The sequence below is a fragment of the Xenorhabdus santafensis genome (assembly GCF_033949405.1).
GTDB lineage: Bacteria > Pseudomonadota > Gammaproteobacteria > Enterobacterales > Enterobacteriaceae > Xenorhabdus > Xenorhabdus santafensis.
Window position 1 is genome coordinate 45,760 of record NZ_VCDN01000013.1, and the last position, 14,913, is coordinate 60,672.

The 14,913-nt window shown below is 41.4% G+C and carries 13 protein-coding genes; 4 read left to right on the forward strand and 9 right to left on the reverse strand.

What is annotated here, in order from left to right; all coding sequences use genetic code 11:
* Positions 1 to 157: 157 nt before the first annotated feature.
* From FE392_RS04105 to FE392_RS04120, 4 genes are all read right to left on the reverse strand, one after another.
* The gene (locus tag FE392_RS04105) at positions 158 to 739 is read right to left on the reverse strand and encodes an NAD(P)H-dependent oxidoreductase (protein WP_319928961.1); all 582 of its coding nucleotides are present in this window, start codon (positions 737 to 739) and stop codon (positions 158 to 160) included.
* The gene (locus tag FE392_RS04110; protein WP_319928962.1) at positions 739 to 1,164 is read right to left on the reverse strand and encodes a GNAT family N-acetyltransferase; all 426 of its coding nucleotides are present in this window, start codon (positions 1,162 to 1,164) and stop codon (positions 739 to 741) included. Before FE392_RS04110 ends, FE392_RS04105 begins: the two co-directional genes overlap by 1 nt.
* Positions 1,165 to 1,471: 307 nt before the next feature.
* Entirely contained in the window at positions 1,472 to 2,533 is a 1,062-nt protein-coding gene (locus FE392_RS04115) for a flavin-containing monooxygenase (protein ID WP_319928963.1), read from the reverse strand.
* Between the two features lie 45 nt (positions 2,534 to 2,578).
* Positions 2,579 to 3,409, reverse strand: a complete 831-nt coding sequence (locus tag FE392_RS04120; RefSeq protein ID WP_319928964.1) for a helix-turn-helix domain-containing protein — start codon at positions 3,407 to 3,409, stop codon at positions 2,579 to 2,581.
* 298 nt (positions 3,410 to 3,707) lie between these two features.
* Between FE392_RS04120 and ydeE the strand changes: the two genes are divergently transcribed.
* A complete protein-coding gene (gene ydeE, locus FE392_RS04125; protein ID WP_319928965.1) occupies positions 3,708 to 4,892 on the forward strand; it encodes an efflux MFS transporter YdeE in 1,185 nt (394 codons plus the stop codon).
* A gap of 100 nt (positions 4,893 to 4,992) precedes the next feature.
* On the opposite strand, the gene FE392_RS04130 is transcribed toward ydeE, so the two are convergent.
* From FE392_RS04130 to aptA, 4 genes are all read right to left on the reverse strand, one after another.
* Entirely contained in the window at positions 4,993 to 6,102 is a 1,110-nt protein-coding gene (locus FE392_RS04130) for an alkene reductase (RefSeq protein ID WP_319928966.1), read from the reverse strand.
* Between the two features lie 155 nt (positions 6,103 to 6,257).
* Complete coding sequence (locus FE392_RS04135) at positions 6,258 to 6,692, reverse strand: ASCH domain-containing protein (RefSeq protein WP_319928967.1); 435 nt, start codon at positions 6,690 to 6,692, stop codon at positions 6,258 to 6,260.
* Positions 6,693 to 6,931: 239 nt separating this feature from the next.
* A complete protein-coding gene (locus FE392_RS04140) occupies positions 6,932 to 8,434 on the reverse strand; it encodes a CoA-acylating methylmalonate-semialdehyde dehydrogenase (protein WP_319928968.1) in 1,503 nt (500 codons plus the stop codon).
* A gap of 15 nt (positions 8,435 to 8,449) precedes the next feature.
* Entirely contained in the window at positions 8,450 to 9,811 is a 1,362-nt protein-coding gene (aptA, locus tag FE392_RS04145; RefSeq protein WP_439153462.1) for an omega-aminotransferase AptA, read from the reverse strand.
* An 824-nt stretch (positions 9,812 to 10,635) separates the two neighbouring features.
* Here aptA and FE392_RS04150 point away from each other — a divergent pair.
* On the forward strand, positions 10,636 to 11,055 hold the full coding sequence (locus tag FE392_RS04150) for a DUF2946 domain-containing protein (protein ID WP_319928969.1): 420 nt from the start codon (positions 10,636 to 10,638) through the stop codon (positions 11,053 to 11,055).
* Positions 11,056 to 11,174: 119 nt separating this feature from the next.
* Positions 11,175 to 13,181 carry a TonB-dependent copper receptor gene (locus tag FE392_RS04155; RefSeq protein ID WP_319928970.1) on the forward strand — a complete coding sequence of 669 codons (2,007 nt, stop codon included), beginning with the start codon at positions 11,175 to 11,177 and terminating at the stop codon, positions 13,179 to 13,181.
* Between the two features lie 140 nt (positions 13,182 to 13,321).
* On the opposite strand, the gene FE392_RS04160 is transcribed toward FE392_RS04155, so the two are convergent.
* Complete coding sequence (locus FE392_RS04160; protein ID WP_319928971.1) at positions 13,322 to 13,813, reverse strand: MarR family winged helix-turn-helix transcriptional regulator; 492 nt, start codon at positions 13,811 to 13,813, stop codon at positions 13,322 to 13,324.
* Positions 13,814 to 13,987: 174 nt separating this feature from the next.
* On the opposite strand from FE392_RS04160, the gene FE392_RS04165 reads away from it, so the two are divergent.
* Complete coding sequence (locus FE392_RS04165) at positions 13,988 to 14,584, forward strand: NADPH-dependent FMN reductase (protein WP_319928972.1); 597 nt, start codon at positions 13,988 to 13,990, stop codon at positions 14,582 to 14,584.
* Positions 14,585 to 14,913 lie beyond the last annotated feature (329 nt).

The following is a 14,913-nucleotide window of genomic DNA, read 5'->3' on the forward strand; positions in this document are numbered from 1 at the left end:
GGTAGCACGAAAAACTGAAAGTAAAAAAGCCATAATATGTGGCTTTTTTACTCAGGTTATTGTAGCTATTTTTGCTATACCGTGATAACCGCTAATTCATCCCCCCAACCAGATAGAACGCGATCAGAATGAGCCACTCTAAGGCAATCAAATATCTTTATAATAAGCGTTGCAAGAATAACTGAATTTGCTGTTGCACTGAGTTTTGCCGCGCGATATCTACTTCAAATCCCTGCAAATATATAAAATTCAATTGATTAATACCCAAAATGTTAAGTGCAAATGTTAAGTACGGTGTAAAAAAATCTTTCTGCCGGCTACTGTTAACAATTTGTGATCCTGACTTAACGATAATAATGGTTGGCCTATCTGCTAATAGCCCTATCTTTCCTGCTTTGGTAGAGGTAAATGTTCTGTTATTACGCAATACATAATCCAACCAAAGTTTTAGGCTGGCTGGAACACTCAAGTTATGTACTGGTGTGCTAATGATTAAAGCGCGGGTTGTTTCAAGCTGGTGAATCAATTGTTCGGAGATCGCGAAACTAGGATGATCAAATTCCCGATTTTGAGTTATTGCCTGAGCATAATCTGCAGTAATGTTCGGTAAAGACTCATCTGTTAATTGGCGCTTAATTCCTTGTAAACCTGAAACATTGGCAAATGCATTTTCAATAAGCTTAGACGCTAGTGAGTTAGTACTGTGAGGACTTGCATCTAACCAAAAATAATCTTGCATTAGAGTACCTCAACAAAATGCATCGCTTTCGATAATAAGCCATTACGAAAATAAAAGCGCTGTGCCCGAGCATTGCCCAACCCCGTATCTAAAACGAAATGGGCACAATGCGCTTCTACTGCCTTGGCTCGAACTGCATCTAACAATTGCTTACCAATGCCTGAACTGTGGCTATCGTGTGCGACCACTAAATCATCGAGATATAAAAAACGGCCATAGAGCAAATTTTCCTGAATTCTATATCCGGCCAATCCAAGCATTTTTGATGACTCCATTATGGCCAGAAGTCGATAACCTGCCTGCTGCTGACGTACTACTTGCTCCACATATAACTGAGGATTGACCAGATGTGGACGGAGTTGCTGCATTAACACAAAGCTGTCCAATAAATGTTTTTGCTCAGTTAACGAAATAATTTCCAACACGCTGAGTACCTTTGTCTGTGATTTTCTATTTATGTTACAGATATATGGTCCCCTCATACATGCTCAAAAAATGCTAATTTATATAAAACAAAAGCAACCATTACATTAGGTAATGGAAAAACCGCTATTTAAGCCAGGTGGAAACCTACAATTGCCTTTGTACAAACAAATTTATTTGGGGTTCTACGCCGGAACCGCCGAAATTTTCAACCTGTTATTTTTTTATCCTGAGGTGCAGCCCTTTATTAAGTGACTTCAGGCGATTAAGCCCGAAGTCTCATTGTGCGAACACGCAGAAAGTGTAGCGTTAATTTTCAGCATTCAAATGTTGTCTTATGAATATTGCGTCTTCATCCGCTCCCATAATCAACGCTGATGCTCGGTTGCGCTGCCACGGTCGCCCGATAAAGTAAAGCCCCTCGATTGGAGAGATGCCTTTGGAATGTAAAACCTCTCCCTTTGGCCCGACAGCATTGGGAATATGTATCCACCCCATATCATCTTTATAGCCTACCGCCCAAACGATCGAAGTGATTTTTTCGCAGGCGTTATTCTCAAATTTTGCAACGTCATTATTTGCACTGACTAAGCGCGGCATGATTTTGACTCCTTTGCTGGCTAAGTAAGGCAAATCTCTATTTCTGTTTGGAATAGGATCTTTACTGCGCAGTATTTTACCTATCATTGATGAGCTGGATGCTTTCAATAGCCCCAATCTATGCAGCCACCACCACACAGAACGCCCCAAAATATATTCAGGCAATAAGTTACGAGGCTTACCTACCGCCAACAAAACAGTGTGTGTCGATGTCAGATCAAGTGCGATATCCCTTCCACTTGCGCCATCGCCAACAACAAGTACAGTACCTTCAGGTACAGCATGCATATCATCCACATTATCAGGTGTAAACTGTCTGACAGTTTTACTGACATGGGGAGCCAGTGTTGGTATTTTCGGAATTTGAAAGCCACCAGCGGCTACGATCACATGGCTGGCAACGATTTCAGTGCCATCTGATAAGACAGCAATGAATTGCCCAATAATGTTTTTTTTAAGTGACACAACTGCTATGCCAAGCCGAATCGGAAAATCGAAATAAGATGCATATTGTTCTAAATAGTCTGCAAATTCATCTCGTGTAGGATAATCATCTGCCGCTCCCTTTAGTTTCAAACCCGGTAACGCACTGAGTCCTCTGGGGGTAAATAAAGTCAACGACGCGTATCTTTTGCGCCACGTATCACCAATACGACTGTCGGCGGAGACCATTATAAATGGAATATTTTTCTCTTTTAATCGGAAAGCCATCGCTAAACCCGCTTGACCCGCGCCGATAATTAAGACGAATTTATTTTTTAAAGGTGACATATTCAGCATTTCCTTGATTAATAAGAATGCATGAATATTAATGTCCTAGGCAGGAAAAACTTTCAAAAATTGGCTGACTTGCTTAGCAAAACGAGGGGAAATTCCCATTAATCTTCTGCTCGTTGCAGATAAATGTGACGGGGAATCAAAACCACTCTCCAGTGCAGCCTGTGTCACGCTATCGCCTTGATAAATTTTTAGTAATGCCGTGATTAGCCGATGAAACAGCAAATAACTTTTTAAACTACTGCCTGTACTATCAGTAAATAAATGTGAAAGCCTGCTACGCGACAAATAGATATTGGCTAAAAGAGAATCATCATGGGGAGGCAATTTTGAGGTGGATTGAAGTGTAGAGATAATGGCATTAACTCGCTTATCGCTTATTTGATGAGGCAAATAACACGCTGAGACGCCCAGTTCTTGTACTGTTTTTTGCCATAATCGATTGTAAGTATCGCTATCAATTTGAAGTTGCTTAAACATATTGTGTGCATCAGGAATAAGAGATTGCAAATGAGGCGATAAGTCTCGAAAAAGCAGGTTATCATTCAACCATTGATGGCGTAAGCATGCTGCGAGCGGGGATGTGTGATTGATCAATACCAGCCAATAAGCTTGCTTTTCTAGCATAATACAGTGAGTTACCCTACTGTTTAAAAGAAATGCGGTTGATTGATAATTCTCATCATTAATCTTTATTGTGATAGGCTCATTTTTAAGTGAGACGATAAAGTGCATAAAATCGTGACGGTGTCGATGGGCTGAGAGTTTATCTCCACATAATGATAAATGGTCAGGCATACCAAATAGCTTTAAATTCATGTTTAATCCGTTTGCGTAATGAATATTTAATTGTTTTACATTATGGTTCAAAACTAATTTTTCAAAACGACGGTTAGCTGAAATTCAACCCCATTCATTATAGACCTACTTGTCATAATGAAACCATGCATTAATGAATGTGTTGAATAATATCTTTTACTGGGAAATTATTTAAATTCCAATGATTTGCTATAGATAAATTAATTCATTTAATTGTGTTAGGACTCGAGGTTTGTGCTAAAAATCCTTTTTTAACAACAGGATATTTTTGTCCAATTACAATAGAGTTAATATTGATAGTGGGTAAACGTATATTAACAATCAACTTTTATTCTAAAAATTAAAACATATGCCATCTAAATCAAAGACTTCTATAATAGCACTACTGTCTTCTTCGTTATTATTGACCATTGGGCGCGGTGCAACGATCCCTTTTATGGCCATTTACCTCTCGCGTGAATATGACATGCCGGTCGATCAGGTCGGTTTTGCCCTAACAGCGGCATTAAGTTTTGGTGTCTTGTTTAGCATCGGGTTTGGCATTCTTTCTGATAGGCTCGATAAAAAGCGCTGCATGTTACTGGCAATCATTGTTTTTATCTGTGGTTTCATCACCATTCCACAGGTGAATAGCGCCAGTTTGGTGGTGGTGTTTTTATCGTTGATAAATTGCTCTTATACGGTGTTTTCAACCGTTCTGAAAGCTTACTTTGCTGATACATTGCCTGCGTCTGCCAAGACAAAAGTATTTTCAATGAATTATACGTGCACCAATATAGGTTGGACTATTGGCCCTCCATTGGGAACTTGGTTGATGGTATACAGCATGAATTTACCATTTTTGCTTGCAGCAGTTTCTGCCGCTTTGCCAATCGTGTTTATTCAATATTATGTACAAAATAGGCGTATAGCTGATGGAGATAGCAAATCTTCTGCATGGAAGCCTTCAGTCATGCTGCACGATCGGGTTCTTGCTTGGTTTATTCTGTCTGCTTTTCTGGGTTCATTGGTATTTGGTGCTTTCGCTTCCTGCATTTCACAATATGTGTTGACCATTGCTGATGGCTCTTTAGCCAAATCCGTAGTAGGTGTCGTATTGCCTATTAACGCAGCAATCGTGGTGTCTTTGCAATATATGGTCGGCAGACGAATTCGCCCGGATAATATCAAGGCATTGATGACGCTTGGTACGCTCTTCTTTTTACTCGGCTTGGGCGGTTTCATACTCGCAGGTAGTAACCTGATAATCTGGGGAATTGCAGTGGCTATTTTCACATTGGGTGAACTTATTTACGCGCCCGGTGAGTATATGCTGATCGATAACATTGCGCCCGACGGGATGAAAGCCAGCTATTTCTCGGCACAAACTCTGGGCTGGCTCGGCGGTGCATTTAACCCCATGTTTAGCGGTGTGATACTCACTCATCTCCCACCATATTCATTGTTTATGATTATGATGGGGATCAGTGTATTGGCTTGGTTATGTATGCTGAGAGGTATGAAGATCAGAAACGCTCGAGTAAAACTTTTTTAACGTGTGTCTTGATCCAATATCTCAAGAGCAGGGGCGAATAGATTACTTTGTATTGCCCCTATTCTTTTGGAAGAAAATTACCCGCAGAAAATTTAATTATTTAATTATTTAATTCTGCTGTTGGCCAATCAATATAACCAGCCGCCCCATTACCGTAATGAGAGTTTTTGTAACTACTCGTCAATTCAAGGCCATAGCGCAGGCGTTCGACCAAATCAGGATTGGCAATAAATAGGCGCCCAAATGCGACGGCATCAATCTTATTCTCTGCGCGACGGGAAATGGCCATTTCAAGATCATAATCGTTATTGCCAATATAAGCGCCATCAAACAGAGCCCTTAGAGCATCCAAATCGATACCTTCAGGAACTTCACGAGTTTGTCCTGTAGATCCTTCAACAAAATGGAGATATGCCAGATTGAATTGATTGAGCTGCTGAATTAAATAACCGTATGTTGCCATGACATCGCTATCAATAGGCGTATTTCCGACTTCGGGTGTAACAGGAGACAATCGAATACCAACGCGCCCACCACCCCAAATGCGGGTTACAGCTTCCACCACTTCCAGTACCAACCGTGTACGATTTTCTATTGAGCCACCGTATTGATCTGTACGATGGTTGGTTGAATCACGTATAAATTGTTCCAGAAGGTAATTGTTGGCTGAGTGAATTTCGACACCATCAAAACCTGCCCGTTTGGCACATTCAGCGGCATGCCTGTACTGCTCGATAATATCCGGGATTTCATCGGTTCTGAGTGCGCGAGGCATGGAGACTTCTTGAATGCCTTTGTCGGTAAAAACCATACCATCAGCTTTAATGGCTGAAGGAGCCACAGGTGCTTCATTATTAGGTTGGAGATCGACATGTGAGCAACGGCCAACATGCCACAATTGCACGACTATCTTTCCACCAGCAGCATGAATGGCATCGGTAACTTTTTTCCAGCCAGCTACTTGCTCTTCTGTCCAGATGCCCGGGGTCATAGTATAGCCAAGGCCCTGCGCTGAAATATTCGTGGCTTCTGAAATAATTAAACCAGCGCTGGCACGTTGGGCATAATATGTCGCGTTAAGCTCATTCGGAATACCTTCCTTGTTTGAACGGCTGCGCGTTAAAGGAGCCATGACGATACGGTTGGAAAGTTCAATTTCCCCTAGCTTGGCTGGAGAGAACAAATCGGTAGAAACAGAATTGTCGATCATGAGATGTCCCTTTTTAATAATTGGTTCGTCGTTTATTAAAAAATAATCATAGCTAATTAATGAAAAAGGAGTTGAAGTGGATTTCAAGCTGCTCTTGGCAGCTTGAACCGAGAGTAAAATGCATCAATATGACGTGTTGTATCAACGAATTATTTTTAACCGTTAATATTTTCAACTACCTTAAATTCGATCACAACGATTTCCATATCTGGTGAGAAAACACCAAGCCTTTCAAAAAATTGCTGATGCTCTTGTTGCCAATGAAGTAAACTTCTATCTCCCTCACCTTCTTTCCATGCCAGCTCCTCGGTCATTTCTGAAAATTGCATGAGGTGCATGGCGATGATTCTTGCCACACAAACTGGATTATCTTGACTGTCAAAGACAATATAATGATTTCCCACCGTCATTTTTCCATCGCCTGACTCATAAGCAAGGTAAGCCTCGAACGGACACGTTGTCGCTGTTTTTGTACCTTGGTTAACAAGTTCAGCCATCTCATCCTGCATGGCAGCAGAATCACCAAATACCCAACGGCCTGCTTTTGGATATTTGCTTTCCATTAATTCCGTAATTTCATTTGTTTTCATATTATCGTATGGGATTTCATCAAGTTTTAGTCGCGGGTTTATTTACTAACACAATGTCCCAATACTTCACTACTACTTTCAATCAACTGTATGACAGACTTCTTAATTATTCATAATGAAAATAACAAGTGCGGTAAAATTGAGCGGTGAATTACCACTCAATTAATAGATTAATAATTTTTGTTATTCAATTTATTCTTTTGCGATTATTCTGAGCATTTCCCTGAATGAATATGGGATTAGCTATGATTAGGAAAGGCAAATTGCGCTGCTTCATGGCTTTCACGTTTAATCCAACGTTGAGTGATAGTTTTACGTCGAGTATAAAAACGTACGCCATCCGGGCCATAAGCATATAAATCACCGAACAGTGAGCGTTTCCAACCACCAAAACTGTGATAGGCTACCGGAACAGGCAATGGAACATTAATGCCTACCATGCCGACTTCAATTTCATTAGCAAATAACCGGGCTACTTCACCGTCATTTGTAAAAACGCAAGTTCCATTGCCATATTCATGGGCATTGATCAGCGCGATGGCCTCTTCCAAACTGGAGACACGGACAATGCACAGCACAGGCCCAAAAATCTCTTCCTGATAAATACGCATTTCTGGTGTCACGTGATCAAATAAACAACCACCGATGAAGAAACCATTTTCATGCCCGCTGACAGACAAATCCCTGCCATCAACGATCAATTTAGCACCGGCATTCACACCTTCAGCAATATAACCAGATACTCTGTCCAAATGAGCTTTGGTGACTAACGGCCCCATATCCAAACCGCGCTCTGTTCCTGCTCCAATTTTAAGGGCCTGAATTTGAGGGACTAATTTTCCAATTAAATCATCCGCTGTTTGAGCACCCACACATACAGCAACCGAGATCGCCATACAGCGTTCACCGGCCGAACCGTAAGCCGCTCCCATTAACGAGCTGGCTGCGTTATTTAAATCAGCGTCAGGCATAATCACCGCATGATTCTTCGCTCCGCCAAGGGCTTGAACGCGTTTGCCATGCCGTGTTCCTTCGCTGTAGATATATTCTGCCGTTAATGTCGAACCGACAAAACTGAGTGCTTTCACATCAGGAGATGTAATTAAACAATCAACCGCTTCTTTATCACCGTTGACAATATTCAATACGCCTTTTGGCAAACCTGCCTGATAGAGTAATTCAGCAATATACAATGCTGAACTGGGTGCGCGTTCTGAAGGTTTAAGAATGAATGTATTGCCACAAGCAATTGCCAGTGGATACATCCATAAAGGCACCATTGCAGGAAAATTAAACGGTGTTATTCCTGCAACAACACCCACGGCCTGAAAATCACTCCATGAATCAATATCAGGCCCCACATTACGATTAAACTCACCTTTCAATAATTCCGGCGCTGCGGTGGCAAAATCGACGTTTTCAATTCCCCTTTTCAATTCTCCGGCAGAATCTTCCAGCGTTTTACCGTGCTCTTCACTAATCAGCGTGATTATCTGTTCTTCATATTGTTCAAGCAGTTGTTTAAAACGGAACAAGATTTGTGCCCGTTTGGCGGGTGGTGTATTGCGCCAGACAGGCAATGCCGCTTTAGCGGCGGCAATTGCTTGTTGAACCGTCTCCACGCTCGCCATTTCAACCTGACGTATGATATTCCCGGAGGATGGGTTAAATACTGCTGCTGTTCTGCCTCTGCTGTTTGCTGAAGTGATTTCACCATTAATTAAATGCGTAATTGTTTGCATGTTTTTTCCTTTCTGTTATTTAACCTGGTGTAAAACATCGCCTACCGCATTGAACAAGCGATCTAAATCATCCTTCTTGGCATTAAACATCGGGCCGAATTGCAACGTATCGCCACCAAAACGTACATAAAAGCCCGCTTTCCACAGCGCCATGCCAGCTTCAAAAGGCCGAACAACACCATCTCCTTCCCTTGGCGCGATTTGAATGGCACCCACCAGCCCGCAGTTGCGGATATCGACCACATTCGGGCAATTTTTCAGGTGATGTAAAGCCTGTTCAAAGTGCGGAGCTAATTCTGCGGATTGTTGCAACAAATTCTCTTTTTCCAGCAGTTCCAATGTGGCCAAGCCTGCCGCACAGGCAACCGGATGACCGGAATAGGTATAACCGTGGCTGAATTCGACCATATGTTCAGGCAGAGGCTGTGACATAAATGCATCATAAATTTTGCTTGATGCGACAACGCCCCCTAATGGAATGGCACCATTGGTAATTTGTTTGGCGAAATTAAGGAGATCCGGAGTGACACCAAAATACTCAGCACCACTCCAATGCCCCAAACGACCAAAGCCGGTAATGACTTCATCGAAAATCAGTAAGATATCGTGTTGAGTACATATTTCCCGCAGGCGCTGCAAATAACCCAATGGCGGAATAATCGCACCGGCAGATCCAGACACGGGTTCTACAATAACGGCCGCAATATTACTGGCATCATGTAACTCAATAATCTTTAGCAGTTCATTCGCCAATTCAGGGCCACCGGAAGAAGGCATGCCTTTGGTAAAGGCCATGTTGGCCTGCAAAGTATGTGGCAGGTGATCCACATCCATAAATTGGCCAAACATTTTGCGATTACCGCTAATGCCGCCAAGACTGGTACCTGCAATATTGACACCATGATAGCCACGGGCACGGCCAATAAACTTGGTTTTTGAGGATTGCCCTTTGATTCGCCAGTAAGCGCGCGCAATTTTTACCGCGGTATCTGCCGATTCTGACCCTGAGCTGGTGAAGAACACATGATTTAAATCTCCAGGCATCAGGCTTGCAATTTTATCAGCCAATTTGAATGATAAAGGATGGCCGTATTGGAAACCGGGAGAATAGTCCAGTGTTCCCAATTGGCTGGAAACAGCATGACGGATTTCATCGCGGGAATGCCCGGCTCCGCAAGTCCATAGGCCGGATAAGCTATCATAAATACGTCGGCCTTGTTCATCGACCAGCCAGCTTCCTTTCGCTGAGGTAATAATACGTGGATCTTGTTGAAAATGGCGGTTGGCACTAAATGGCATCCAGTGCGATTTTAAATTCAGTGATTGTGAAGGAACAGCTTGCAGCGGGTTGGTTTTAAGATGATTGGTTTTAACCATATTGTTTTCTGACATTTTTTAACTCCTCCCACAAGGTGTAATAAAGAGTTTGCAATGAAAATAGACTCAAGTTAAATCTCAATTATAGAATCATTAGTTATGAGTTTACTTATGTAAATGAAATTCACAAACTTTAGTTAACTAATTGATTTTTAATCAAGACTATTGCGGATCGTTAAAGTTGTCGTAGAACGCTATTGTAAAACATAATTGTTTTGTTCGGTGGATATCTTTGAATCGTAATTCGTAGAATAAAACGAATTAATGAAATATTTACATTATTTTTAGCTTAAAAAATTATAAATAAATAGCATTATGATTTACCTGAGAATTAGGTGGTTATCAATTAATAACTATTTTTCATTATACGAATAATACTAAATTGTTATCTAATATATTCGATGATGATTGATATTAATTTGTAAATGATTTAATGGAGTAGCGTAATGCGTTTTTTGGGAAAAATATTAGCAAAATTATTTGTTATATCGCTGTTAATTGGCAGTGCTCCGTTTTCTTATGCTGAAAAAAACGGTGAAGAACCATGTAAAAGTGTATGTTGGCAGCCTATTTAATTTCCTTTAGAGTAAAAAATGTTCTGATTTTTTCGCCATAAAATATTGCCAACTATTTTTTATACATATGGTTTTTATTTAAGCACCAAGGTTAGTTATTATTGCTTTGGTGCTTAACTTATTAATTAACCAGTGATTGTTGAATTTTTGAATTACTGATCAAATAACCTGAAAATTATTTTCACAACGCCAGCAAAAATGCAGTAAAATCGTCGCCCATTGTAGTGGGAATTGATCTGGGTCATTAATTTGTTATCGCTTTTTCGCCTATCAATACGCCGAACACCTGCCTTTATCGCCTTATTGTCGATTTTGATGCTGTTCATTGCGCCGGTGGTTTCAAAAACACTGGAGCATCATCGTGATAGCATAAAAAGTGAAATAAACCACAGCATGTCGATGTCTGACATGCCAAATCAACATCATCAATTATCATCACACACTATGAATCATCATGGTGTCGATCATACCCATACAGGGTTGATGGATGATATTGCATGTGGTTACTGCCAGTTGTTGATTAACCTGCCATTATTGGCAGGGAATTTTATCCCCTTTATTCTTTTGCTGTTAATCATTTCCCGGGCACCACCAGCTTTACGCCTTTATAGCCCAATCGTTCAACTGTTTTATGGCGAATCACAACCACGCGCCCCACCCCTTAATTAATCACTTATCCGAAATAAATTATTTTATTTTCTTGTGTTGCCCTTTTGGCAAGACAAGCTGGACTTGTATCAGACAAATTCTAGAAAACAGGATTTGTTGTTAATTAAGGAATATTTTTTATGTCTACTGCACAATTGTTTCGCATATCCCCTCTGGCGACTGCATTAACCATGGCTCTTGCTGTAGCACCAATCAGTGGTTGGGCTGCTGATGCAGATCACAATAAAAAAGAGGAAAAAGAAACACAAGTTGTAAACAATGAAAGTGAATCCGTCATAATCGTAGCTGCTCCCGCAGTTTCACCGCTTAATGTCGCGACTTCATTAAAAGCGCCCCGCCAGCCAATACCCGCCAGTGATGGCTCAGATTACCTGAAAACCATTCCTGGTTTTTCTCAAGTCCGTAATGGCGGCACCAATGGCGATCCGGTATTCCGTGGCATGTTTGGCTCTCGTTTACGTATGCTGATTGATGACGGTGAAGTACTGGGCGCTTGTGGCGGGCGGATGGACTCCCCAAGCTCTTACATTTCACCAGAAAGTTATGATGTCTTGAGTTTGGTCAAGGGCCCTCAAACTGTACTTTGGGGGCCGGGTAACTCTGCGGGAACGATTCGTTTCGAACGTACCCGCCCACAGTTTGATAAGCTGGGAGCACAAGGCAACGTCAGCACGGTTGTCGGTTCCAATGGCCGTTGGGATGGTAATGCAGATATCAGCATTGGGAGTGATCTGGGCTATATCCGGATGATTGGTAATAAATCTCGCGCTGATGATTATAAAGATGGCGATGGTAAGCACATCCCTTCCCGTTGGGATAAGTGGAATACGGATATTGCATTTGGTTGGACACCTGATAAAGATACCTTGCTCGAACTGAACGCCGGGCAAGGTGACGGTGAAGCACGCTACGGAACAAGAAGTATGGATGGCACCCAATTCAAGCGGAAAAGTGTTGGTGTGCGTTTTGAAAAATCCAATATCGGTGAGGTGTTTGACAAATTTGAATCCAATTTCTACTACAACAACACCGAACATGTGATGGACAACTACACCCTGCGCCATTCTGAGCACAAAATGGTATCCAGGCCGGGTCGTTTAACTATGGGTGGCCGCATGGCTGGGACTTGGTTTTGGGATGATTTCAAGCTACAAAGTGGCGTAGACGCACAAACCAATATTCACCAGACTAACACCGCTCATAATGGATGGAGAAAAAACGCCCGCTTCCGTGATTATGGTATTTTTGGTGAATTAACCTGGAACGTTGCTGAACGGAATAAGATTATTGGTGGTGCCCGTTTGGATCGGGCATCGGTATATAAATATGCCACTCAGCAAGAACGCAAAGATACCCTTCCTTCCGGCTTTGCACGCTATGAACATAATCTGAAAAATATGCCAGTTATGTTCTATGCCGGTGTTGGCTATACTGAACGGTTCCCTGATTATTGGGAGCTTTTCTCCGCCAAAAACAACAATAACTTTAACACGTTAAAAAGCGAAAAAACCACGCAATTGGATATTGGTGCACAGTATGACGATAAGCGTCTGAAAGGCTGGGTATCGGCATATGTTGGCAAAGTGGATGATTTTATCCTTTTCCACTACCAAGGTAGTGGAAAGAATAAACCGAACTATGCCGGAAACGTGGGAGCCACCATTATGGGAGGCGAATTGGGTGTTGCCTATAAGCTGAACGATGATTGGAAAACGGACGCCAGCTTAGCGTATTCTTGGGCACAAAACACTACCGATCACCGTCCATTACCACAAACGCCACCTTTAGAAGCACGCTTCGGGTTGACTTGGGAACATGGCGATTGGACTAATACTGGTTTGTTGCGTTTGGTTAACAGCCAGCACCGCGTGGCGATTGGCGAAGGTAACGTTATCGGTAAAGACTTTGACAGCAGCAAAGGTTTCGCCATACTGTCTGCCAATACCGCCTATAAAATAAATAAAAATGTTCAAATCAGCGCTGGAGTTGATAATCTTTTTGATAAAACTTATAGCGAACATCTTAACTTAGCCGGAAATAGCGGTTTTGGTTATCCTTCGGATAAATCAATACCAGTAAACGAACCTGGCCGAACTTATTGGGCGCGAGTTAACGTTAAATTCTAATATTTGCTTTTTAACCGTCGAATTCGCCCTGACTTATGTCAGGGCGAATTTCTTTGAAAATACGTTTAAGGTATTTTCTTATATGGGAAATTTAATTATTTCCTTGAGAAAAGATAATTTTTACGCCAACCAAATAATATTTAACTGACTGATTCATTGCTCAACAGCCATTGCTGCAATAACTTTGCCAATTGCTCTTGTTGTGCGTCCGTCAGAGGCTTAAGGATGGCTTTTTGATTATCTAAATGGTTTTCCATTGCTTTGTCTATAAGTGCTTTCCCTTCAGAGGTCAGAAATACTTTACGACTGCGCCGATCCTTTGTATTAGCCGTTCGCTCAATTAACCCTCGCTGTACCATATGCTCAATACGGGTACTCATTGCACCGGAAGTGAGCATGATGGACTGATACATTTCAGTTGGTGTAAAGGGGGCATTGCTACGACGTAATGTTGCAAGAATATCAAATTCAACCGCACTCAGACCATATTCCTTAAAAGTATGTTGCAAACGTTGCTCAATTATTTTATTTATGCGGCCTAGTCGTCCAATGACGCTCATTGACGATAGTTCAAGATCTGGGCGTTGTTGTTTCCATTGTATGAGTAATCGGTCAACGTGATCATACATCATGCTTTTTTATCCTATTCACTTTGTTCCGATAAAAAGATACTTGATAAAGATCATTTAGGCTATTATTTTAACCTCTCTTTTAGCCAAATCTAAAATAATTAGAAAAACTCTAAACCTACATAGAGTGTAATGGAATTCAGTTTTAACAAACTGATGAAAATAACAGGAAAATCCATGAAGCTTACTATTATCTCTGGAAGCCAGCGTCCAGATTCCCACAGTCAACGTATTGCTAATTACTTACAGAAGCTCAGTTATGAGCACGGTTTTACTGATATACAACTATTTGATCTTTCTCAAGTGGAATTGCCGTTACATGACGGTTTCACCACGGATATATCAGCGGAATCGCATCCGTGGCAAGTCATTGCGCGGGATTTAAGAAAAAGCGAAGCATTTATCTTTATCACGCCAGAATGGCACGGCATGGTGACACCCGCATTAAAGAACTTTTTGTTGCATTGCTCATTGGACGAATTAGGGCACAAACCAACATTATTAGCCAGTGTATCCAGCGGAACTAACGGGGTTTATCCTCTTTGCGAATTGCGCATGACAGGATTCAAAAATAACCATGTTTGCTTCTTGCCAGATCATTTAATTTTCCGTCAGAGCAGCGAGTTGATTTCAGAGGATTTTGTGTGCAGTGCCCCTGCATTTGAAGGCCGAGTTCACTATACCCTGAAATTACTCAACGCTTACACTAAAGCGTTGAGACTGGTTCGTGAAGAGGTTAAAGACGAAATCAGTAACTACCGGAACGGAATGTGATTTAACACCGTTTTCTTACTCGGCTCAACTTCCTAAAGAGCCGAGTATATTTGCTTCCCCACCTCTATTATCTCAAGTTAATGCTACCCCAGCTTAGAATCTCTGGAATGGGAAGCAAAAGGCGTAAAATAACCACAAATCGTCATTTCAATTCTGATTAATTTCTTTCGCATGAAATTCAAATAACCCAATACTGGATAAAAACACAGTATATGGGTTATTTGGCACTTTTGTTTAATTACAGGACAAACATTGATTTGAATTTAATCTTTGCGGTTTAAAAACAACCAACTCAATGTGTTCCTGCATATATACGCTTCGTCTTTCAA

Bases quoted from the DNA above. Each gene is read 5' to 3' on its own strand.
- FE392_RS04130 (WP_319928966.1), bottom strand. From the start codon at position 6,102: ATGATCGACAATTCTGTTTCTACCGATTTGTTCTCTCCAGCCAAGCTA.
- FE392_RS04140 (WP_319928968.1), bottom strand. From the start codon at position 8,434: ATGCAAACAATTACGCATTTAATTAATGGTGAAATCACTTCAGCAAAC.
- FE392_RS04160 (WP_319928971.1), bottom strand. From the start codon at position 13,813: ATGATGTATGATCACGTTGACCGATTACTCATACAATGGAAACAACAA.
- FE392_RS04135 (WP_319928967.1), bottom strand. From the start codon at position 6,692: ATGAAAACAAATGAAATTACGGAATTAATGGAAAGCAAATATCCAAAA.
- FE392_RS04115 (WP_319928963.1), bottom strand. From the start codon at position 2,533: ATGTCACCTTTAAAAAATAAATTCGTCTTAATTATCGGCGCGGGTCAA.
- aptA (WP_439153462.1), bottom strand. From the start codon at position 9,811: ATGGTTAAAACCAATCATCTTAAAACCAACCCGCTGCAAGCTGTTCCT.
- FE392_RS04155 (WP_319928970.1), top strand. From the start codon at position 11,175: ATGTCTACTGCACAATTGTTTCGCATATCCCCTCTGGCGACTGCATTA.
- FE392_RS04165 (WP_319928972.1), top strand. From the start codon at position 13,988: ATGAAGCTTACTATTATCTCTGGAAGCCAGCGTCCAGATTCCCACAGT.
- FE392_RS04105 (WP_319928961.1), bottom strand. From the start codon at position 739: ATGCAAGATTATTTTTGGTTAGATGCAAGTCCTCACAGTACTAACTCA.
- ydeE (WP_319928965.1), top strand. From the start codon at position 3,708: ATGCCATCTAAATCAAAGACTTCTATAATAGCACTACTGTCTTCTTCG.